The following is a 20,601-nucleotide window of genomic DNA, read 5'->3' as shown; positions in this document are numbered from 1 at the left end:
TGTGTAAGACAGTACATGGTTTTTTAACTGTGGTATGCGACGGTGGTGGAAGCAGAAACTTAAATCGTGAGGTTTAGGAATCGCCGCACTTTTAGGGCGGCGAGGATGTCAAAAAATAATTATTGCTAATATCTGTCCCCCGCTCTTGTCCTGATCAGGCAAACTAGGGGGATTTTTAGCACAAATAGGGAAAAGTAGCAGAAATCTTAATAAAAAGTAAAAATGCTGCAAATGTAACAGATTTTAACCAGAGAGTTGACCTATCCTTAAGGAAAAGATAAAAGCGATGTCTGTGGTTTTTTTAAGATAACTCTCAATTAGGCCTAGGTGTAGTGTACCGATGGTAGGCTAAACTATGGAACGATTATCGTGACTTGAGTTGGGAGTTATATTTAATGTACAGTCCGAGTACACTAGCGGGAAACCGTTTATTTGTTTACGAAGTGGCGGGTCTCAATCAAAACGACAATACTGACAGCTTGGATTATTCAATCCGTCAGAGTGGAAGCGTGTTCTTCACGGTTCCCTACAGTCGCATGAATCAAGAAATGCGTCGGATTACCCGTTTAGGTGGTCGTATCGTCAGCATCAAACCCTTAAATGGGATTGCCCCCGTAGCAACTTTTTCTAGTGCCTCCACACCACAGCCAATCGCTCAATCATCGCCCGTCACCGAACAGACCAAGAAAAAGGCCATGACTCAAGCGAAAGAAAAAACAGATATCCCCGTCAATATCTACCGTCCGAATCAACCCTTTATCGGCAAATGTATCGAGAATTATGCTCTCGTTGATGAGGGGGGTATCGGTATCGTACAACACGTCACCTTTGACCTTTCTGGGAGCGATTTACGCTATTTAGAAGGGCAAAGTATCGGTATTATCCCCCCGGGTACCGATGCTAATGGCAAACCTCATAAATTGAGACTCTATTCGATCGCCTCCACCCGTCATGGTGATAAATTAGACGATAAAACCGTATCCCTCTGCGTGCGTCAGTTGGAATACCAACACCCAGAAACCAAGGAAACGGTTTATGGAGTTTGTTCCACCCATCTCTGTAATGTAGAGGTGGGCGCTGATGTGGCTATTACCGGCCCCGTGGGTAAGGAAATGCTGCTACCCAGTGATGAAGATGCCACTATCATTATGATGGCCACCGGGACGGGAATCGCTCCTTTCCGGGCTTTCCTCTGGCGGATGTTCAAGGAACAACACGAAGATTATAAATTCAAAGGTCTAGCTTGGTTGATTTTCGGAGTTCCCAAAACGGCCAATATTCTCTACCAAGAAGAATTAGAGAAAATCGCGGCGGAATTCCCCGATAACTTCCGTCTCACCTATGCCATCAGCCGGGAACAGCAAAATCCCCAGGGCGGCAGAATGTATATTCAACACCGGGTAGCCGAACACGCTGACGAAATCTGGAATCTACTCCAAAGTCCCAAAACCCACGCTTATATGTGCGGACTGAAAGGGATGGAAGATGGTATCGACGATGCTATCAGTGGTGCTGCCGCTAAAAATGGCACCGATTGGTCTGTCTATCAGAAACAACTGAAAAAAGAACATCGCTGGCACGTAGAAACCTACTAAACCAAAAAGGTTCTCTGAAAATTTTTTCGGGTGGGCAATGCCCACCTTTTTTGTCTTGGTTTCGGTTAAGATAAGTAGCTGGTTATAATTAAATTAAAAATGGATTTTAGGTTCGATCCCCCCTACCCCCCTTAATAAGGGGGGTGCCGATAGCTGGGGGGATCCCCCCTTAATCCCCCCTTAATAAGGGGGGCATCTGAAAGTTTTTAATACCTATCTACTTAGGTTTTTTAAAAGACCTTTAAAAAGATGAAATTCTCTCGACGCTTTTTTCCCGTTTTCCTTGCCCTCTGCTTACTGTTTATTTTGCTGCCCCGGGCCTGGAGTTTTACTAATAGCCAAAAACAAATTCTGGCAGATTTAAAAACAGCCGAGATTATTTATCTGGGAGAAAGACACGATAGTCAAGCCGATCATCAGGCCCAATTAGCTATTATCAAGTATTTACAGGCTAATAATCCCCAAATAGCCATCGCTTTCGAGATGTTTCAACGTCCTTACCAAATCTATTTGGATCAGTATTTAGCCGGCAAAATTAGCGAAAATCAGTTAAGAGAAAAAAGTGAATACGACCAACGTTGGGGATTTGATTGGGAATTTTACGCCCCGATCCTGCGCTTGGCCAAGGCGAAAAAACTACCATTGATCGCCCTCAATACACCCACGGAAATCACTAGAAAAGTGGCACAGGAGGGCTTAGAAAGCCTCTCCACCTCAGAAATGACCTACATTCCCCCTAAAAGCGAAATAAACCAGGATAACGAGGAGTATCGTCAACAGATCCTAGCCGTTTATCAGCAACACACGGGGGGCAAAAGTCAGGGATTCGATCGCTTTTTTCTGGCACAGGTTCTCTGGGATGAAACCATGGCCGATGCGATCGCTAAATTCTGGCAAGCTCATCCCGAATATCAGATCATCGTCCTAGCAGGAAAAGGTCATATTGCCTACGGTTACGGCATTCCCAGTCGAGTCCAAAGAAGATTAGGCGATCGCGTCAGCCAGCGTTCGGTTTTCTTGGGAGACGCTCCCCAATCATCACCGGAAGAAACCAAAAAACCCGCCGATTATTTTTGGCAAGGGCAAAATTAAGCCAGTCAGGAGCTAGGAAGCAAGGGATGATAAGCTAAGAAGCCAGTCTTTAAATTTAGTAGATAATAAGTCTGAAAAACTGAGGCTATTTTATGATTAATTTAACCTGTCAAGATACCGAAACACTCGATCGCATTTTAGCTGTTACTCGTGCCGTCGGTTGGGGTGGTGCTAAAATTCTCCAATCCTACCACCGGGGTGAACAGGATTTAGCCGTTAACAAGAAGAAAAAAGGCGGACCGGTGACGGCGGCGGATTTAGCGGCAAATAACTATATTTTAGGGGAATTACAAACAAATTTTTCTGATATCGACTTTGGTTATCTGAGCGAGGAAACCCATCAAGGCAATGAAGCTATCCCGAAAGATTGGGTATGGATTATCGATCCTTTGGACGGAACCCGCGATTTTATCAACAAAACGGGAGAATATGCCCTACATATCGCTTTATGTTATCAGGGAAGACCGATCATCGCCGTGGTTGCCCTACCGGATCAAGAAAAACTCTATTTTGCCCAAAAAGGAAAAGGTACTTTTCTAGAAACTAGCGACGGAAATATTACACAGGTAAAAGTTGCCAATAAAGATAAAATTACCGATCTCTATCTGGTAGTTAGTCGTACCCATCGTGACCAACGTTTTGATAATTTATTAAGTCAAATACCCTTCTTAGGTAAAAATTATGTGGGTAGTGTGGGCTGTAAAATTGCCACGATCCTCGAACAAAAATCCGATGTTTATATCTCCCTATCGGGGAAATCGGCGGCTAAAGACTGGGATTTTGCCGCCCCGGAGTTGATTTTAACGGAAGCAGGCGGCAAATTCTCCTATTTTGACGGTCAACCCGTGCGCTATAATCGCGGCGATGTGCGGCAATGGGGGGGGATCATGGCCAGTAATGGTCCTTGTCATCAACAACTTTGTCAGTTGTCCACGGCAATCCTCGCCCAAATTGATGCCACTGTCTAATTTCTGCTCTCTTATTCTTTGTGTGATCGGTTTAACTTATATAGGAGCGATCAATCTTTGTGTCCTTTGTGTCTTTGTGGTTCGTTCTAGTCCTTCGCCGGCGGTACTGTATCTTAGAATACATTTTACCCACCAAACCCAAGAGAGCTTAATTTCTGCCCCCCTAACCGAGAATCAGAGATCGGTAGAATGGAAAAAAACCAGATCGAGCAATGTTACGGTTAAAAACTTGGCAAGGGTTGATTTTAGCAGTTCCGATCGCCGCCGTGGTCATCTTTCTGATCGTGGCCGCCAGTGTCCAGATCAATCAATGGGGTTTGAATTGGATTTGGGCAGTTTTTACCCTGATTTTTGTGGCTTGGCGCTTCCTGTTGGTCAAATGGACGCGCCCAGCAGTCGGGGAAATTGAAGCCGCCATCGGGGAAATTAAGGCAGAATTAACCCCTCCTGAGGGTGATTCCGGGGGCAATGTCGAGGAAATTATCGAGAGGATTATCGTCGAGGCCCGCAATGATCGCCCGGTTTGGGAAGATTGGGCGACTTTTTGGCAACGCTGTCAGGATTTGGTCAGTGCCATCGCCCATATATATTACCCCGATGTCAAGTACCCCTTATTAAATATTTACATTCCCCAGGCCTACGGTTTAATTCGGGGAACCGTGGATGATAGCGATCGCTGGATGCAGAATCTTTCCCCGGCCCTGAATCAAATCACCATCGGCCAAGCCTATCAAGCCTACGAAGTTTATCAAAAATTGCAACCCTCGGCCCAGAAACTTTGGCAGGTCTGGAATTGGGCGCAATGGGTAATCAATCCCGCTGCGGCTGTGGCTAAAGTTGCCAGTCAAAAGTACAGCGATCGAGCGGATCAGCAATTATTAGTCAATTTAGGGCAAGTTTTGCGGGAAAATGCCCTAAGAAACCTCTCTCGCCAAGCGGTGTTACTCTACAGTGGCGGCAATCTCGCCCCAACTCTCCCCACCAAGACCAAAATCGCCACCACTACTCTCAAGGAAATTCTCGCCCAAGCTGAACCGATCACGGAAATCGATCGCCAACCGGTTAACATTCTGCTGGTTGGACGCACCGGGGCCGGCAAAAGCAGTTTAATCAATACTCTCTTTCGGGCCGATTTAGCCCAAGTGGATCTATTGCCCAGTACCGATGCCATCCAATCCTACCATTGGCAAACCCCAGAAGGGGACGAGTTAATCCTCTGGGATACCCCGGGCTACGAACAGGCAAATCGGGCTGATGATCGGCAAAAGGTTCTTAATTATGCCAAAAACGCCGATTTATTGATTCTTGTCACCCCCGCCCTCGATCCCGCCCTGGCCATGGATGAGGCTTTTCTTAAAGATTTGCAACAAACTATTGACAATTTACCAGTTATAGTCTGTGTTTCTCAAGTTGATCGCCTGCGTCCGGTGCGAGAGTGGCAACCTCCCTATAATTGGCTGACGGGAGAAAGTCCCAAAGAAGTCAATATCCGCGAATGCTTGCAGTATCGGGCGGAATTATTCGAGGATCTCTGCGATCGCATTTTGCCGATGGTCAGTCAACAGCCGGATAGAGAAGCTTGGGGGGATGAGGAGTTATCAATCGCTTTACTGGGGGCAATTTCACCCGCAAAACAGTTGCGTTTAGCCCGTTTTTTAGCGGATTTGGAAACTCGAACCCTGGCAGCGGCGAAAATAATCGATCGCTATACTTTACAGATGGCCACGGGGCAAGGTTTAACGGCCCTATTAAAAAGTCCTATTCTAGGTTTTATCTCCACTTTAGCCACGGGAAGACCGACTTTAGCCTATCTTTTAGCTGAACAAATTCCTGTGGAACAATTACCAGTAGCGATCGGTAAATTACAGATGGCCTATGAGCTTTCTTCTCTCTTAAATCCAGAGAATAAAAGTTTTGATTTATTGGCACTTTGGCCAATACTATTAGAAAATTATAGCACTGCCGACAAGGAAGCTTGGGCCTGGGGTCATGCTCTGGTAGAATATTGGACAAAGAACCTATCGATCGAACAGTTCCGGTCAAGTTATCAGGGGTATTTAGAGACGATAAAAACAGGCCTCTAACCAGATTAATTAAGCTAAAACTTTATTCCACAGCAATCATCACATCAGAGGATTTAACCCACCCCATAGACTTATTTTCCCACGGCAAAGCCTAATTTTTCCGACGCTTATTTGGTAATGATCGAGACTATCTCTATTCTGGAGACAATTTCCACAATAACCTCCCCATTAACTGCCACCATTTCCAACTTATTCAAAAGGATTAAAATCCTCTCTAAACTCTATACAAATACGACTTCTATCATCCAAAAAAGTAAAACAGGATTCTTTACCGATAACTGAATGAACCGCTCTTCGATTGTCAATAGTAGCGTTAGCTGAAATTTCATTAACATTCATATTAACAATACTAACATAATCACTATCCCAAAGAATTTTAGCAAACATTATTCCTTGACTGACTTTCATTAATCCTGCACAGAAAGGGGCCTGTCTAACTAATTTTCCTTGTTGGTAAAAACTGCAGCTTGCCAAAAAAGGGAAATAAGATTTTTGCTCTGTTTCATACAAGCATAACTGACTTTCATTATCGAGAAGAGTAAAACAATATTCTTTTCCTTGAGGATTATCTGAGCGAACAGCCGGTCGGTTATTGACCATTACATCAATTGCAGATATATTAAAATCCCCTTCATAAGTCGTCACTGTATTATCTTCCCATAAAATTGATCCGCTATAAACGCCTTGAGACATGGAAATATGCACTAGACAAATGCCAGACGGTTTTATTACTTCCTTTTTTTTGATAAAACTACAGGAATATATGAAGGCAGAATCAGAAGCATATACGGTAGGAGGGTCACTCAAAAACAGACAATTTAACCCTACTAAATATAAGACCATTAATAATAGTTTCTTATCCATGATTAAAACCACTACGATCGAGAATCTTTAACTAGCTGCAAAAAATAATATATTTGACTAGCCGATTATATTATTCCCATATTTTGGGAGAAATAATCGCCGCGTTTTCCCAATCATCATCAAAAGGAAGTGCATCGGGATCTGACAAAGCATTAGCCTCGATTTCTGCATCGCTCATCGATTTAACTCGCTCCCAATCGGTTAAATCTTGGCTTTCCTCTTTTGTGTTAACAATCCCCATCTTGGGGGATACTCTCTTGATACTTTCTTCGCTCACGTTCGTTTGCTCTCCTAGCACTAATCAATCGGCAAGTTTCCCCTCTTATAGTATAGACAACATAACAGATTATCCCGTTTAATTGTCCCAGCAAACACATCCTTATTTCTTGGTAATCTTGGCGATTATCTTCTCTGATTAGACAGTGACCATCGAAAATAGGAGGAACAGCCGCAAAATCTATCCCATGCTTCTCTATATTAGAATATCTTTTAGACTGATCCCAGTCAAATTCTCTAAATTGCATAAATATAGTCATTTCAATTAAGATTGAGAATATCAATGCCAGAGTTCATAAGGGTTTAACCGGTCTAGAGTGTATCAGACTTATCTGAAATGACTATATGTCGTTGATCTGAGGGTGATATAGCTGTAGCTGGTTTACCAAATGCAGATACTTCATTGTCTAAACGATAAGCATCCGGATTCTTCTTTAGAAGATGATGCACAGAGTTCCCTTGAGTTGGAAGAGCCAAAGAAGCGCTGAGGTCTTTTGGCTTGTTAACTTCCCCTGTCTCATTTTTTGAATCACTGGTCATAACTAAACAATTAGTAGTGGTCTCTGTTCATTACCTTTTTGAAGTATTAATTGAGTATCTTCTTCCGTCTCAGTTTTAGCATATAAAGCCATTAGTTTTAATCCTTTACGAATGACTTCAGACTCTGTTAAGCCTAGCTCCTTAGCTATTTCTTTAAGATATTCAGAGTCCTTTTGACTAAGATTTACTCGAAATTGTCTGGTAGCCATTTTTTTTTGTTAATTTAGTGAATGGATTGTATCGATTCACTGATAACTGATCACTAAGGTCGAGAAGAGCCATTTTTACCATTGAGGGCTATAGTAGGGTCAATTCATGAATTGACCCTACAGTCTGATTTAAGGGTTGTCATCGTCCTTTCTTATAGATGTCCATAATAGTCTGCCTTTAGAAACTTAGCATCCTAACTACAGTATCCTATCTTACCCTAATTACACCAGATATGTCAAGCAATTACACCAGATATGTCAAGCAATCGCACCAGATATGTCAAATCAACATAAACGAGTCCTGACGGTACTTAATGGGTGCAATAGGTCAAATACCATCGACTTATCGACTTATTTACTATTAAAAGGCTATTTTTCACAAATTTTAACCAAAATAATCTTAGGTTTTATTCATCATTAGGTACAACAGGGGGTATAATAGGGTATTTAGTAGGTGGTATTATATATACATATATGCAAGACCTAGCAATGGGTATATTGTGGGGTTTAATAGATACCACAGTGCTGAGTTCCTATGGTATGATAGTTCCATCAACTTTTAGATAGATAAAAGTATGGCAGACACAACTAAACAAGTGAGTATGCTAGAATTGGAGTTAGAAGATGATCTAATCAGACAAATTGAAGATGTAGCTGATTCTGGTTGTTTTTCAAAAGATGAATTATTACAAAGTATTTTAGAAGCATGGAGACATCATCAAGCCTATATACATAGACTTGAAAATATGGTTCAAATAATCAATATTAAGTAATTCGATTTGAGGGTAATGTGGAATGATTACTATCAAATGATTCCCTGCTTATTGTTTTGAGCTAACAAAAAATTTTATCACTATTTTCTTGATCAACATTTTATTAAACTTTCATAACAAGTAACCCTGAGACAATTATCAGTTTTAGCAATTATTGAGATGTTAATTTATTGTAAGCAGAAATAATCGCCGCATTTTCCCAATCATCATCAAAAGGGAGCGCATCGGGATCTGACAAAGCATTAGCCTCGATTTCTAGATCACCCATCGATTTAACTCGCTCCCAATCGGTTAAATTATTAATATCTGGGGGATTATTTGTTATATTTATCCTTCCTAAAGCTGGTATTTCCATAGGGGGTGGCCAGTGCAGAACTACAGTGATATACTAAGGATAACTTGATCAATACTTTCTAGGGAGATTTTGCTATCAATTCCCAGAAAGTATCGAGGTTTAGGTTTTGCGTCCGAGAAAATTAATAATCTGGGGACTAATTTCTTTTGACCAATGTTCTTGGGGATAGTGTTTCGCTTCCGCGAGGGGGATTAATTCCACTCCTGATTTAGTAGCTAATTTTTCAACGGTGACAGAAGATAACCAAGGATCCGCCATTCCCCAGACAAAAAGGATAGGTTTTTCAAAGTTCTCTAAACCTGTCTCAATTTCTGCCATAGTTTTCGATAGGTTTAAATTGCGAATCGTGGCCAGTAAAGCGCGACCCACTGCCGAAGTTTTTAGATAAGGTTGACGGAAAATAGCCAGATCTGCATCACTAATCACAAAACCGCTACCAGTTTCTAAAGTACGATCGACTAATAAGGGGTCTTGAGTCGCCATATCTCCGAGGAAAGGTAGCCCCCATTGTTTCATTATCCAGGGTAATTTAACATCACTGGAGAGGGGAGTATTTAAAACGATCAAGCGCTCAATTTTATCGGGATTTTCTAGGGCGTATTGTAAACCGACGGAGGCTAAAAAACCCTGGACAATCAGGGAGATTTTCGGCAATTGGAGAGCTTGAATAAAATCGGCCAAGGCTTGACAAAAAGCGCTAGGTGTGTAGGCGAAATCTCTGGCATCGGGTTTAGCGGATAAACCGGAACCGATCCAATCGGGGGCAATGGCATTAATGTTATATTCTTCTAAACTGGTCAATAATTCCCGCCAAATATAGCCATGGGCGGGTAAACCATGGAGTAGGATCACGGGGGTTGTGTCCGGTTGTTGAGCGGGGTTAACCTGTCGATAAAACCACTTGAGAGAGCCGACTTCGAGAAAGCTTTCTAAAATAGCCATGGTTAATGGGGGATTAATAATCATTAACCATTGTCTAACGTCTAGGAACCGATCGCACCGGCAAATTTTCCACCCCGGCAGTTATAGGGAGCTTGCGTCGAGACTTTGTGCTTCTCCGGGGGTTAAGGGCAAATGAAGACCGCATTCTTGTTTTAAACCCTTGAAACGGGTGTCTCGTTCGTTGCTATCATCGGCGGTTAAAGGCCGACTGGAGTGCCAATCGCCGACGGAGACATAACCCAGATCAAAATAGGGATGGTAGGGGAGATCGTATTTAGTCAGATACTGGTATATGGTTTTGGCATTCCAGTCAAGGATCGGTAATATTTTGTAACGTTCGCCCTGTTGATTGACCCATTGGAGAGTTTTGCGGTGGTCGGTTTGGTCGCGACGTAAACCGGCTAACCAAGCGGTGGCCTTTAATTCCTTCAGGGCCCGTTGCATCGGCTCCACCTTGCGGATTTTGTCGTAGAGATTGAGGGAGTCGAGATCGTTATTTGACCACAATTTACCGTGGATTGCTTCCATGCGGGCGGGACTGAGGGGAGATTGATAAACTTTCAGGTTTAAATGGAGGCGTTGGCTTAATTCTTCGGCAAATTGATAGGTTTCCGGAGGAAGATAGCCGGTATCGATCCAAATGATGGGAATATCGGGGATAATTGCGGTGACGAGGTGCAACATCACCGCCGCTTGAATGCCGAAACTGGTACTCATCACTAAACCTTCCCCAAAGGTGGCCGCGCTCCAAGCGACGATTTCTGCGGCGTTAGCGGAGTCAAAACGTTGATTAATTCTGGCGAGGTCGAGGGATAGAAGGGAGGAAGAAGACCGGTCGGCAGTGGCGATGAAGGCGGTTTCTAGGGCCTGTGGATGAGAATTAAGCAAGTGTAAATCTGGCATTCTGGCTAAGATTTAAGGTGTACAGTAGCGGCGGATACTGATAGAGTCCAATCTATCCCTGTGATTGGATTATAGCATTGAGCCATTGGCCCGTTCTAGCTATTCCTTTTCCTTTCCAGAGCCGGGTTATTCGATCGAGGATAATGGAACTATCAGACCTCAATTGTATCTTAGTCGCTGATTTCAGGATAATTAGACCCTCAGCCCCGCTACTGCTAGAAAAGTTACTATTTAGGGTCTGCTGAAAAAGTTTTTCGTGGGGACAGGGTGTGGGGTGTGGGGTATGGGGTGTAGGGTGTAGGGTTTTACCGATTTTGAGGGGGTCAATTACCTAATTTTCAGGGAAAAAGTCCCTGAATTTTCCCCCCGATCACTCCCATATTTGCTACTTTTTGATTGACAAAAAGTCTAAAAGTCTTAGCCAACAAGGTTTTTAGATTTATTCAGCAAACCATATTTAGTAATTCTTTACTTTAAGTTAAGAAACTTATCTAAGGCTAGAACCATATTCGGCGGCCAACGGCGCACGCTTTTTACCCAGTCGAGGTCTTGATAGCGGGTATCCATGCCGACGGCGGCTACCCAATTGCTTTCCGCTTCTCCCTGTTGTCCTTGGGTCCATAAAACGGCGCTTAAGGCGGCTCTGACATCGGGGAACATGGGGTATTTGCGGGCAATATTCCGCATTTTTTGGACTGCTTCGGGATATCTGCCCAATTCGTACAGGGCCAGAGCCAGATTAGCTTGCGCCCAGGCAAAATTCGGGGCTAGTTGAGTGGCTTGGCGATAGTCTTTGACGGCGGCTTCCCAGTCCCCTAAACCGCCTTCGGCGTTGCCGCGATTGTTATAGGCAAAGGCATCATTGGGATCTAGTTCTAAAACTTTATTATAATCGGCGATCGCTTCTTGATATCTGCCTTCTCCCTCTAAAGCGGTGCCGCGATTGAGGTAGGGATCGGGGGCATCGGGGGCAATGGCGATCGCTTGGTTAAAATCAGCGATCGCATCCTCTAATTTATTGAGGCTGACTCTGGCATTGCCGCGATTACTCCAGACGGCGGGGTTAGTGGGGAATTTGGCGACTAATTCGGTCCAATAGTTTTCGGCCTGGGCGTAATCGCCTTTTTCTGTGGCTTCTAGGGCTTTTTCGGCGATAACTTCCCCTTCTCTAATCTGTTCTTCGCTAATAGTCGGGCTATCGGCATAAGCCGCTATGGGTAGGGCAAAAAAGAGCAATAGACTCAATACACAAGCGGTGATCCAACGCATAATTACTTCATAATTTGTTACTTAATCTTTTCTCAATCTACCCTACTTAGGTGAACTCTGCCCTAGATAGTCTTGATAGCCTAGTCGTTGAAGATTGCTTTGTTTTTCGAGGACGGAATCGGTGAGGGATTGACGATAGGCGATAACTTGCTCTAAAAGATCAGCATTACCAGTGGCGAGAATTTGAACCGCTAAAAGTCCGGCATTTTTGGCATTACCGATCGCCACCGTGGCCACGGGAATGCCTGCGGGCATCTGTACAATTGAATAGAGAGAGTCTAACCCTTGTAAAGTGCGCGTGACTACGGGAACTCCAATCACGGGTAAGGGGGTTAAAGATGCCACCATCCCGGGTAAATGGGCAGCGCCGCCGGCTCCAGCGATAATCACTTTTATTCCCCTTAAATGAGCGTTTTTGCCGTATTCAAACATTTTTTCGGGGGTACGATGGGCTGAGACGATGGCGACTTCGTGGCTAATCTGAAAAACCTCTAAAACTGCGATCGCTTCTTTCATGGTGGGTAAGTCGGAATCACTGCCCATAATTACACCCACTAGGGGCGCTGCTGTCACCATAGCTACTAGAAAATAATATTTCCCCTAAATTGTATCGGGATCGATGCCTAATTCTCGCAATTTTTGGGCTAATTTTTCCTTAGCCTGACGTTCCCTTTCTTTCTCTAAAAGAGCCTGCTCTTTTTCTAAAATAGCCTGTTCTTTTGCCTGTCGTTGCTGTAACTCAGCTTCTTGAGGAGTGGGGACTAATTGACCATTGGCGGTAAAATAACGCAGTTTACGGTCAAATATACCTAAATATAATCCTAACTGTTCACTCCATAAATAACCTTGGTCATTGGGAGAAATGGCTTGATATTGTCCCTCAATTAGTCTAAATCCCTGCAATTCTAAACTATTAGGATCGAACCAAAAATAATTAGGAGTGCGAAAGGTATTCTGATAGAGAATTTTCTTGTTATTGCGGTCAATATTGGCCGTAGAATCGGAGAGAATCTCGACAATTACATCGGGATATTTACCCTGTTCTCTCCAAACCACCCAACTTTTGCGGGGACGCTTTTCGGTATCTAAAACCACAAAAAAATCAGGACCCCAGAAATCGCGCTTTTTTAGTTGTTCCTCGTTGTATTAGATGGTTAGATTTCCCGAAGCGTAGTAATCACTCCTCTCGCGCCATAATAATTCTAGACAACTAAGGAGAATGATGATCTGTTGCAGGTTTAGATCACTTTCCACGGGTGGTTCATCACTCCATAAATCTGTGGGGGGACAGGTAACTTCTGGGATCATGTCTAGGGCTGTCATGACTTTTTCCAGGTATTTTAGGATTGATTAATTATAGCTTTTTCTCACAATTGCAGAGATAAGGCGGGGGGATTTTAACCAATAACTTAAGTAGGTAGGCGTTAAAAATCATCAGACACCCCCCTTATCAAGGGTAGGGTTGATTCATGAATCAACCCTACCTTATCAAGGAGGGCAGGGGGGATCGAACCTAAAATCCATTTTTAATTTAATTATAACCAATAACTTAATCCTATACCTTGACCGATCGCCTTCCGCACTTTATCCTAGCGCCATGGGCAAATATCTTAAAACTTCTATACAATGGCCCCCAATAAGCCCGATAACAACGATGACTGAAACCCTAATTCAACCTGCAACCCTAGTAGAACTCTTACGTTACCGCGCCACGGCACAACCAGAGGGCCATGCCTACACTTTTCTTATCGATGGTAAAAAAGAAACCCCACCTTTAACCTACAGTGAACTCGATCGCCAAGCAAGAGCAATCGCCGCCTATTTGCAAAAATACCAGGCCCAAGGGGAACGCGCCCTATTACTCTATCCTCAAAGTTTAGAAGTAGTGGCCGCTTTTTGTGGTTGTCTCTACGCGGGAGTGATTGCCATTCCCGTCCCCCCACCGGAATCGGGACGACTTAAGCGCACTTTGCCCCGTTTACGCGCAATTGTCAAGGATGCTAATGCCACCTTTGCCCTAGTTACCGAAAGTATTCTGACTCTTATTGAAGGTGTTAAGGAAGAATTCCCAGAATTCGACCAAATGAAATGGATTACTACCGAAAGTATTGATATTTCCCTAGCGGACCAATGGCAAGATCCCCAGGTGGATAAATCGGCGCTTGCTTATCTGCAATATACCTCCGGTTCGACTAATATCCCCAAAGGGGTGATGCTAAGTCATTTTAACCTGATGCACCATTGCGGTTACTTGCAAAAAGCTTGTGGTTACGAACCGGATAGCGTTACCCTAACTTGGATGCCCTATTTTCACGATTACGGGTTAGTCGAGGGTATCACCGTCCCCCTCTACAACGGTACACCCTGCTATCTCATGTCTCCCTTTGCTTTTATTAAGCGTCCGATGCAGTGGTTAAAAAATATTACTAAGTACAAAGTTACTCATAGTCAGGCCCCCAACTTCGCCTATGATCTTTGTACTCGCAGGATTAAAGCTGCCGATTTAGCGGAATTAGACCTGAGCAGTTGGCAGGCCGCGGGAAATGCCGCCGAACCGATTAACCCAAAGGTCATGGCCAAATTTGTCGATACTTTTGCAGATTATGGCTTTTCTTGGCAAACTTTCGCCCCTGCCTACGGATTAGCTGAATATACCCTCTTGATTTCCAATAAACCCAAGGGAACCACCCCAATTATCACCGCTTTGGATGCCACCGCCTACGAACGCGGTAAAATTGTCCCTGTAGGCTCTGATCGAACTACGGGAGTTAGATACGTCCCCAGTTGTGGTCGTCGCGTCTGTGATACCCGTATAGCTATCGTTAATCCCGATACTTTCACCCTTTGTGCAGCCGATGAAGTGGGCGAAATTTGGGCCAGTGACCCCAGTATGGCCGCTGGATATTGGCAACGGGAAGACGCAACCAAAGAGACTTTTCAAGCTTATCTTGCCGATACAGGAGAAGGACCGTTTTTACGCACGGGAGATTTAGGTTTTCTTCTCGATGGGGAATTACATATCACGGGACGGATTAAGGATTTAATTATTGTCCGTGGTAGTAATCATTATCCCCAGGATTTAGAATGGTCAGTACAGCATCTTAATGAGGTTTTTCGTCCCGATTATGGTGCCGCTTTTTCTATTGAAGATAATGGCGAGGAACAGTTAGTTATTGTCCAGGAATTGGAACGTCGCAGCGGCGAATTAGATACGGCTAAATTAATTGCTGATATTCGTCAGGAAATCGCCGAAGAACACGAAATTATGACCCATGCGATTGTTTTGGCTAAATCGGGAACAATTCTCAAAACTGCCAGTGGCAAAATTCAACGCCGCGCTATTAAACAGAATTTTCTCAATGGTAATATGAGTATTATCGATGCTTGGTCAGAAAATCCTCAGTTAGTTAGTAAATTCGATCGCTCTATTTCTGAAACAGAAGCATAGTTTTTTGGGTGGGCATCGCTCACCCGATCGAGCATAACAGAGGCAGGGGGCAGGAGGCAGGGGTAGGGTTGATTCATAGTAGGGTTGATTCATAGTAGGGTTGATTCATAGTAGGGTTGATTCATGAATCAACCCTACCCGTTGGGGGCGTGGCGCCGCCCCAAACCCCGGAGCGCATTAGTTTTTCGGTGGGATGCTTACAGACGGCTGCTGATATATCTGTAATAATTTAAGAGTCACTCCACTTGCATTTGAACAGAAAAAGTAAGGGCGAAGCATTCGGATAGGAAATCTACGGTTTCAGCGATAGGTTATCGCTCGAATGCTTCGCCCCTACGGGACCCTTGACTTGTGGGGAAAGGTAGAAATTAAGAGGCAAATAATCCCGATGTTAATAAAGACATCAGCCAGATTAAAAACAGGAAAATTAATCAATCTAAAATCGAGAAAATCCACCACATAACCAAACAAAAAGCGATCGATACCATTGCCGAAAGCCCCTGCTAAAATAAAACCGTAGGCTAATTGTTCCCAACGATTTAAATGCGGTCCAAAGTAAGCAAAAGCCATTAATCCCAAACTAACTAATAAGGATAGCCATTTGAGCCAACCAACACCGCCCCGAAAAGCACTAAAAGCCGCCCCGGTATTAATCACAAATGTAAAATGAAAAACCCCCGGAATAATCGGGAAAGTATCACCAATTTGCTCAAAACTCTGCACGGTTATATACTTAGTTACTTGGTCTAAAATTAGACCAATCACCGCCACTATCCAAAACCAGCGATTTTTTTTAAACATTGGCTGTGGCATCAATAAAATAATAATTTACGGAAGAAAAAGGCAATAATTACCACCACACAAATTACTACTAACTGCCCTAAAAATGGCCAGACTGAATAATTCATAAATAGGGTGGGCAAACTATCGGGAAAGGTGATTTGACCGGCTTGGGGCTGAAAAATCGACAATCCCAGCATATATAATAAACCGCACAGATGAATCACTAACAAACCAGCAAAGGCACTTAAAGCCAGAGTTTCTATCTTAGCCCGCCAGCGAAAAGCCAGCCAACCACACAGCCATGCCCCCGGCATAAAGCCTAAAATATAGCCAAAACTGGGTTCTTTCAGATAACCCATTCCCCCACCCTGGGCAAACACCGGCAACCAAGTTAAACCGAGAAAAATATAGGCCACCTGGGCGAGAAGCCCAGCATTTTTGCCCCCCAGACAGGCCGTTAATAATACTGCCCCAATTTGGTAAGTTATGCCTAGTTTTTGCGAAGATAGACCCGCAGCCGACCAACTAGCTAGGCTCACTGGAACAAATGTACTAAAAATTGTCAGCAGCAAACCAATCAAGGCCCAGATTAACTCATTGGGAACCGATGCGGAAGCGCGCCGCGGCGGAGATTCTCGTCCTCGACGTGATTTAGGTTGCCTGTTGGGGTTGGTATTCACCGGGGATGGGGGCTTCTCCTCCTATTAAACTAAGATCAGCCAACATCGCCTGATCCTGTTGGGGGGGTTGTCCTAGAGTGGTCAAATAATGCCCAATCAGCATAGCATTAATTCCCGATTTTAGCCCCAGATTTTGCAATTCTCCCATCACCGCCTCTCGTCCCCCAGCATAACGGAGGATTTGTTGGGGTAAGATAAACCGGAAAATAGCGATCGCTTTTAGGGCAGTAAAGGGATCCAGTTTGGGTAAATGACCTAGAGGGGTGCCACTTCTGGGGTTTAATAGGTTAATCGGCACTGATTCCACTTCTAATTCCGCCAGAGAAAAAGCTAAATCAATGCGATCAGTCCAACTTTCCCCCATACCGATAATTCCGCCGGTACAAGCCTGAATTCCTGCCGCTTTCAGGTTTTTTACCGTTTCTACCCGATCCTGCCAACTGTGGGTGGAGACGACGTTAGGATAAAAATTCTCGGAAGCCTCCAGATTGTGATTATAACGGGTAACTCCGGCTTCTTTTAAGGCTTGCGCTTGGGCAAGGGTTAACTCTCCTAGGGCGCAACAGGGTTTAATCTTGGCGGTTTCGATGATTTCTTGAACTGTGGCCAGTATTTCCTCGAATTCCTTGGATTTGGGGCTATTATACTTTAATCCCCGACCTTGACTAACTAAACAGAAGCGTTTGGCCCCCGCGTCGGCTGCCGCTTTCGCATGGCTGACGATTTCCTCGCGACTTTTTAAACCGTAGATAGGCGAATCTTGTCCGGGATGGTGGACGGATTGGGAACAAAAACTACAATTTTCCGAACAACTTCCCGATTTTATGTTGATAATGCTACATAAATCCACCGTATTACCACAACAGGCCTGACGAATGCGATCGGCAGCTTCACATAAGCTGAAAATATTTTCCTGACCTTCGATCGCAGTTAAAGCCAGGGCCTCTTGCTTACTGAGTCGATCGCCAGCGATAATCTGATTAGCCCTAGTCTGTAACCAGTTTTTTAAGGCTTCTCCCTCCACGGGGATAGATTGAGTAGCGGTGTGTGTAGAGACTTGTACCACGTCGTTTATGCTCTGACTAAGTTAGGCTCATCTTATCATTATTCAGTTACCGAGGAAAGATTAATAAAAAACTTTAGAAAAAAATACTCTTTTGTGCTAAACTACCCGCAAAAGTTATATTGTCTCCGATTTTATGAAAGTTATTCCGACGGAAATTCCTGATGTTTTAATTATTGAACCGCAAGTTTACGGAGACGATCGAGGTTTTTTCTTGGAGAGTTTTAATCAGAAAGATTTTCGAGAAAAAACTGGGGTTAATACCACTTTTGTCCAGGATAATCACTCTATGTCCTTAAAAAATGTCCTGCGAGGATTGCATTATCAAATCCCCAATCCCCAGGGTAAACTGGTGCGAGTAGTGAACGGTAGTGTTTTTGATGTGGCAGTGGATGCGCGTCAAAGTTCCCCCACTTTTGGGCAATGGGTAGGCTGTGTTTTAAGTGCGGAAAATAAACGTATTTTCTGGGTTCCCGAAGGTTTTGCCCATGGTTTTCTAGTCCTCTCCGACCGAGCAGAATTTCTCTACAAAACCACTAATTATTATTATCCCCAATACGAAAAAACCATCGCCTGGAATGATGCCGATTTAGGGATTGATTGGCCCCTAGAAGTCCCCCCGATTCTCTCCCCTAAAGACCAAGCTGGACAACCCTTTAAATCCGTGGAAGTTTTCCCCTAAAGACGATGAAAAAAGTTTTATTAATTGGTGCTAAAGGTCAAGTGGGACAAGAGTTACAAGTAACTTTACCCCAGTTAGGTGAAGTTATTAGTATCGGTCGAGAAGAACTAGATTTAACCAACTCGGAAAAAATCGGCCAGTTAATTAGGGAAATTCACCCCAATTATCTCATTAATGCCTCCGCTTATACGGCAGTGGATAAAGCCGAAACCGAGCCAGATTTAGCCTATTCTATCAATGCTACAGCCCCGAAAATTATGGCGGAATCTGCCGAGAAAATTAAAGCTAAATTTCTCCATATTTCCACCGATTATGTGTTTGATGGTCGAAAAAATACTCCCTATCTAGAAACCGATCTAACTAATCCTTTAGGGGTTTATGGACAATCAAAGTTAAGGGGAGAAGAGGAGATTAAGACTGTTAATTCTCAGGCAATTATCCTGCGGACTGCTTGGGTTTACGGTAGTTATGGCAAAAGTAATTTTGTCAAAACTATGCTGAGATTAGGTAAGGAAAGAGAGGAGTTAAAAGTAGTTGTTGATCAGGTGGGAAGTCCCACTTGGGCCAAAGATATCGCCACGGCCATTACTCAGCTTTTAATTAATGCCGATAATCCCCCAGGAATCTATAATTTTACTAATAGCGGTGTCGCCAGTTGGTTTGATTTAACTAAAGCGATTTTTGAGGAGGCAAAAATAAGCGGTATTCCCCTAAAAATTCAGAGAGTAATTCCGATTACTTCTGCTGAATATCCTACCCCGGCAGTGCGTCCGGCCTATTCGGTTCTTTCCGGTCAAAAAATCTCGCAACAATTGGGTTATATTCCTCCCTATTGGCGGGATTCTCTCAAAGCTATGCTCAACCAACTATTTAATCTTTAAAACTATGAAAGCGCTAATTTTATCTGGTGGTAAAGGTACGAGGTTACGTCCCCTAACTTATACTGGGGCAAAACAGTTAGTTCCCGTGGCCAATAAACCGATTTTATGGTATGGAATCGAGTCAATTGTCGCCGCAGGAATTACCGATATTGGCATTATTATCAGTCCCGAAACTGGGGAAGAAATTCGTCAGACCACGGGCAGTGGTGAACAGTTTGGGGCTAAGATAACTTATATTCGCCAAGATCAACCAGCCGGATTAGCTCACGCGGTCAAAACTGCCCAATCTTTCCTAGGAGATTCCCCCTTTATTATGTACTTGGGTGATAACCTAATTGAGGATGATTTATCGCCCTTTTTAGACTCTTTCCAAAAACAGTCCCTTGATGCTTTAATTCTCCTGCGAAAAGTGTCTAATCCCAGTGCTTTTGGGGTGGCAAAAGTAGATGAAACCGGCAAAGTTTTATACTTAGTCGAAAAACCCAAAGAACCCCCCTCAAATTTAGCTTTGGTGGGGATTTATTTTTTTGCCCCCACCATTCACCAAGCGATCGCATCTATTCAACCTTCGGGCCGGGGTGAGTTAGAAATTACCGACGCTATCCAAGAATTAATCAATCAAAATAAAGCCGTAGAAGCCAATAAACTACTGGGTTGGTGGTTAGATACCGGTAAAAAAGATGATTTATTAGAAGCAAATCGGATTATCCTCGATACCTCTCTAGAAATCGCTTTACTAGGAGAAATTGATCCTAATAGTCAGGTGATCGGACGGGTACAAATTGGTCAGGGTAGTAAAATTATTAATAGTACCATTCGCGGTCCTGTCATTATTGGAGAAAATTGTCACATCGAGAATTGTTTTATCGGTCCCTATAGCAGTGTGGCTAATGGAGTAAAATTAATCGATGCCGACATAGAACACAGTGTAATTCTCAAAGATGCCACGATTATTGGCATTCATCAGCGCATAGTTGATAGTGTGATTGGACGACGGGCAAAATTAGAAATCGCACCCCAACGTCCAAAAGCTTTACGCTTTATGATTGGGGATGATTCCCATGTGGAATTAGTTTAGTTATCGGGGATTAACTGCTTGTTTAATTAGGGTCTGCTGAAAAAGTTTTTCCTGGAGGCCGGGTGTGGGGTGTAGGGTGTAGGGTGTAGGGTTTTACCGATTTTCAGGGGTTCAAT

Annotated in this window: 22 protein-coding genes and 1 pseudogene; 9 read left to right on the top strand and 14 right to left on the bottom strand. The window is 43.7% G+C overall.

All coding sequences use genetic code 11. The features are described from left to right. Window positions 1–395 precede the first annotated feature (395 nt). The 4 genes from cpcD/petH to LW728_RS04785 all read left to right on the top strand — a co-directional run bounded on the left by cpcD/petH (window position 396) and on the right by LW728_RS04785 (window position 5,739). Window positions 396–1,595, top strand: a complete 1,200-nt coding sequence (gene cpcD/petH, locus LW728_RS04800; RefSeq protein ID WP_287667807.1) for a bifunctional rod-capping linker CpcD/ferredoxin--NADP reductase PetH — start codon at window positions 396–398, stop codon at window positions 1,593–1,595. A 249-nt stretch (window positions 1,596–1,844) separates the two neighbouring features. Next, window positions 1,845–2,687 carry a ChaN family lipoprotein gene (locus LW728_RS04795; RefSeq protein WP_287667805.1) on the top strand — a complete coding sequence of 281 codons (843 nt, stop codon included), beginning with the start codon at window positions 1,845–1,847 and terminating at the stop codon, window positions 2,685–2,687. Between the two features lie 92 nt (window positions 2,688–2,779). Then, window positions 2,780–3,655, top strand: a complete 876-nt coding sequence (locus LW728_RS04790; protein ID WP_287765460.1) for a 3'(2'),5'-bisphosphate nucleotidase CysQ family protein — start codon at window positions 2,780–2,782, stop codon at window positions 3,653–3,655. Between the two features lie 212 nt (window positions 3,656–3,867). Next, the gene (locus tag LW728_RS04785) at window positions 3,868–5,739 is read left to right on the top strand and encodes a GTPase family protein (protein ID WP_002802642.1); all 1,872 of its coding nucleotides are present in this window, start codon (window positions 3,868–3,870) and stop codon (window positions 5,737–5,739) included. 189 nt (window positions 5,740–5,928) lie between these two features. Here the strand turns inward: LW728_RS04785 and LW728_RS04780 are convergent, their stop codons facing one another. From LW728_RS04780 to LW728_RS04760, 5 genes are all read right to left on the bottom strand, one after another. Then, window positions 5,929–6,603: a hypothetical protein gene (locus tag LW728_RS04780; RefSeq protein ID WP_002802640.1), complete on the bottom strand. Its 675-nt coding sequence runs from the start codon at window positions 6,601–6,603 to the stop codon at window positions 5,929–5,931. A gap of 70 nt (window positions 6,604–6,673) precedes the next feature. Then, on the bottom strand, window positions 6,674–6,880 hold the full coding sequence (locus tag LW728_RS04775) for a hypothetical protein (protein WP_043998001.1): 207 nt from the start codon (window positions 6,878–6,880) through the stop codon (window positions 6,674–6,676). Continuing rightward, the gene (locus tag LW728_RS04770; protein WP_043995702.1) at window positions 6,831–7,127 is read right to left on the bottom strand and encodes a BrnT family toxin; all 297 of its coding nucleotides are present in this window, start codon (window positions 7,125–7,127) and stop codon (window positions 6,831–6,833) included. Before LW728_RS04770 ends, LW728_RS04775 begins: the two co-directional genes overlap by 50 nt. Before the next feature lie 64 nt (window positions 7,128–7,191). Beyond that, on the bottom strand, window positions 7,192–7,419 hold the full coding sequence (locus LW728_RS04765) for a hypothetical protein (protein WP_287765455.1): 228 nt from the start codon (window positions 7,417–7,419) through the stop codon (window positions 7,192–7,194). A gap of 2 nt (window positions 7,420–7,421) precedes the next feature. Further along, complete coding sequence (locus tag LW728_RS04760; RefSeq protein ID WP_012264701.1) at window positions 7,422–7,628, bottom strand: hypothetical protein; 207 nt, start codon at window positions 7,626–7,628, stop codon at window positions 7,422–7,424. A 575-nt stretch (window positions 7,629–8,203) separates the two neighbouring features. Between LW728_RS04760 and LW728_RS04755 the strand changes: the two genes are divergently transcribed. Continuing rightward, the gene (locus LW728_RS04755; RefSeq protein ID WP_036400102.1) at window positions 8,204–8,401 is read left to right on the top strand and encodes a hypothetical protein; all 198 of its coding nucleotides are present in this window, start codon (window positions 8,204–8,206) and stop codon (window positions 8,399–8,401) included. Window positions 8,402–8,552: 151 nt separating this feature from the next. Here the strand turns inward: LW728_RS04755 and LW728_RS04750 are convergent, their stop codons facing one another. From LW728_RS04750 to LW728_RS04725, 6 genes and pseudogenes are all read right to left on the bottom strand, one after another. Next, complete coding sequence (locus LW728_RS04750) at window positions 8,553–8,756, bottom strand: hypothetical protein (RefSeq protein WP_149987003.1); 204 nt, start codon at window positions 8,754–8,756, stop codon at window positions 8,553–8,555. Window positions 8,757–8,855: 99 nt separating this feature from the next. After that, the gene (locus LW728_RS04745) at window positions 8,856–9,722 is read right to left on the bottom strand and encodes an alpha/beta fold hydrolase (RefSeq protein ID WP_287765451.1); all 867 of its coding nucleotides are present in this window, start codon (window positions 9,720–9,722) and stop codon (window positions 8,856–8,858) included. Window positions 9,723–9,779: 57 nt separating this feature from the next. Beyond that, entirely contained in the window at window positions 9,780–10,601 is an 822-nt protein-coding gene (cysH, locus tag LW728_RS04740; protein ID WP_287765449.1) for a phosphoadenosine phosphosulfate reductase, read from the bottom strand. Window positions 10,602–11,069: 468 nt separating this feature from the next. Further along, on the bottom strand, window positions 11,070–11,870 hold the full coding sequence (locus tag LW728_RS04735; protein ID WP_287765446.1) for a tetratricopeptide repeat protein: 801 nt from the start codon (window positions 11,868–11,870) through the stop codon (window positions 11,070–11,072). A 42-nt stretch (window positions 11,871–11,912) separates the two neighbouring features. Further along, on the bottom strand, window positions 11,913–12,446 hold the full coding sequence (gene purE, locus LW728_RS04730) for a 5-(carboxyamino)imidazole ribonucleotide mutase (protein ID WP_002802634.1): 534 nt from the start codon (window positions 12,444–12,446) through the stop codon (window positions 11,913–11,915). A gap of 24 nt (window positions 12,447–12,470) precedes the next feature. Next, window positions 12,471–13,193: pseudogene (locus LW728_RS04725) on the bottom strand (Uma2 family endonuclease). Window positions 13,194–13,524: 331 nt separating this feature from the next. Here LW728_RS04725 and LW728_RS04720 point away from each other — a divergent pair. Further along, on the top strand, window positions 13,525–15,318 hold the full coding sequence (locus LW728_RS04720; protein WP_287765444.1) for a fatty acyl-AMP ligase: 1,794 nt from the start codon (window positions 13,525–13,527) through the stop codon (window positions 15,316–15,318). Between the two features lie 333 nt (window positions 15,319–15,651). Here LW728_RS04720 and lspA read toward each other — a convergent pair whose 3' ends face one another. The 3 genes from lspA to bioB are packed head-to-tail and all read right to left on the bottom strand — an operon-like array spanning window position 15,652 to window position 17,847. Further along, on the bottom strand, window positions 15,652–16,119 hold the full coding sequence (lspA, locus tag LW728_RS04715) for a signal peptidase II (protein WP_043998000.1): 468 nt from the start codon (window positions 16,117–16,119) through the stop codon (window positions 15,652–15,654). An 11-nt stretch (window positions 16,120–16,130) separates the two neighbouring features. After that, the gene (locus LW728_RS04710) at window positions 16,131–16,781 is read right to left on the bottom strand and encodes a biotin transporter BioY (protein WP_287765441.1); all 651 of its coding nucleotides are present in this window, start codon (window positions 16,779–16,781) and stop codon (window positions 16,131–16,133) included. Further along, window positions 16,753–17,847 (bottom strand): biotin synthase BioB, encoded by a 1,095-nt coding sequence (bioB, locus tag LW728_RS04705; protein WP_002802627.1) that lies wholly within the window; start codon window positions 17,845–17,847, stop codon window positions 16,753–16,755. Before bioB ends, LW728_RS04710 begins: the two co-directional genes overlap by 29 nt. A gap of 133 nt (window positions 17,848–17,980) precedes the next feature. On the opposite strand from bioB, the gene rfbC reads away from it, so the two are divergent. From rfbC to LW728_RS04690, 3 genes are read left to right on the top strand one after another with little or no spacing between them, the layout of a single operon-like run. After that, complete coding sequence (rfbC, locus tag LW728_RS04700; RefSeq protein ID WP_287765438.1) at window positions 17,981–18,526, top strand: dTDP-4-dehydrorhamnose 3,5-epimerase; 546 nt, start codon at window positions 17,981–17,983, stop codon at window positions 18,524–18,526. Between the two features lie 5 nt (window positions 18,527–18,531). Further along, window positions 18,532–19,407: a dTDP-4-dehydrorhamnose reductase gene (rfbD, locus tag LW728_RS04695; protein ID WP_287765436.1), complete on the top strand. Its 876-nt coding sequence runs from the start codon at window positions 18,532–18,534 to the stop codon at window positions 19,405–19,407. A gap of 4 nt (window positions 19,408–19,411) precedes the next feature. Beyond that, window positions 19,412–20,485: a glucose-1-phosphate thymidylyltransferase gene (locus tag LW728_RS04690; RefSeq protein ID WP_287765434.1), complete on the top strand. Its 1,074-nt coding sequence runs from the start codon at window positions 19,412–19,414 to the stop codon at window positions 20,483–20,485. The last annotated feature ends 116 nt before the right edge of the window (window positions 20,486–20,601 follow it).

It is taken from the genome of Microcystis sp. 49638_E5, assembly GCF_021300285.1.
Classification (GTDB): Bacteria; Cyanobacteriota; Cyanobacteriia; order Cyanobacteriales; family Microcystaceae; genus Microcystis; species Microcystis aeruginosa_C.
Note: the sequence above shows the minus strand (reverse complement) of the source record. Positions and strands in the feature narration are given on the sequence as shown.

Coding starts and splice junctions, on each gene's coding strand:
- cpcD/petH (WP_287667807.1), top strand. CDS start 396: ATGTACAGTCCGAGTACACTAGCGGGAAACCGTTTATTTGTTTACGAA.
- LW728_RS04795 (WP_287667805.1), top strand. CDS start 1,845: ATGAAATTCTCTCGACGCTTTTTTCCCGTTTTCCTTGCCCTCTGCTTA.
- LW728_RS04790 (WP_287765460.1), top strand. CDS start 2,780: ATGATTAATTTAACCTGTCAAGATACCGAAACACTCGATCGCATTTTA.
- LW728_RS04785 (WP_002802642.1), top strand. CDS start 3,868: ATGTTACGGTTAAAAACTTGGCAAGGGTTGATTTTAGCAGTTCCGATC.
- LW728_RS04780 (WP_002802640.1), bottom strand. CDS start 6,603: ATGGATAAGAAACTATTATTAATGGTCTTATATTTAGTAGGGTTAAAT.
- LW728_RS04770 (WP_043995702.1), bottom strand. CDS start 7,127: ATGCAATTTAGAGAATTTGACTGGGATCAGTCTAAAAGATATTCTAAT.
- LW728_RS04765 (WP_287765455.1), bottom strand. CDS start 7,419: ATGACCAGTGATTCAAAAAATGAGACAGGGGAAGTTAACAAGCCAAAA.
- LW728_RS04760 (WP_012264701.1), bottom strand. CDS start 7,628: ATGGCTACCAGACAATTTCGAGTAAATCTTAGTCAAAAGGACTCTGAA.
- LW728_RS04755 (WP_036400102.1), top strand. CDS start 8,204: ATGGCAGACACAACTAAACAAGTGAGTATGCTAGAATTGGAGTTAGAA.
- LW728_RS04750 (WP_149987003.1), bottom strand. CDS start 8,756: ATGGAAATACCAGCTTTAGGAAGGATAAATATAACAAATAATCCCCCA.
- LW728_RS04745 (WP_287765451.1), bottom strand. CDS start 9,722: ATGATTATTAATCCCCCATTAACCATGGCTATTTTAGAAAGCTTTCTC.
- cysH (WP_287765449.1), bottom strand. CDS start 10,601: ATGCCAGATTTACACTTGCTTAATTCTCATCCACAGGCCCTAGAAACC.
- LW728_RS04735 (WP_287765446.1), bottom strand. CDS start 11,870: ATGCGTTGGATCACCGCTTGTGTATTGAGTCTATTGCTCTTTTTTGCC.
- purE (WP_002802634.1), bottom strand. CDS start 12,446: ATGGTGACAGCAGCGCCCCTAGTGGGTGTAATTATGGGCAGTGATTCC.
- LW728_RS04720 (WP_287765444.1), top strand. CDS start 13,525: ATGACTGAAACCCTAATTCAACCTGCAACCCTAGTAGAACTCTTACGT.
- lspA (WP_043998000.1), bottom strand. CDS start 16,119: ATGTTTAAAAAAAATCGCTGGTTTTGGATAGTGGCGGTGATTGGTCTA.
- rfbC (WP_287765438.1), top strand. CDS start 17,981: ATGAAAGTTATTCCGACGGAAATTCCTGATGTTTTAATTATTGAACCG.
- rfbD (WP_287765436.1), top strand. CDS start 18,532: ATGAAAAAAGTTTTATTAATTGGTGCTAAAGGTCAAGTGGGACAAGAG.
- LW728_RS04690 (WP_287765434.1), top strand. CDS start 19,412: ATGAAAGCGCTAATTTTATCTGGTGGTAAAGGTACGAGGTTACGTCCC.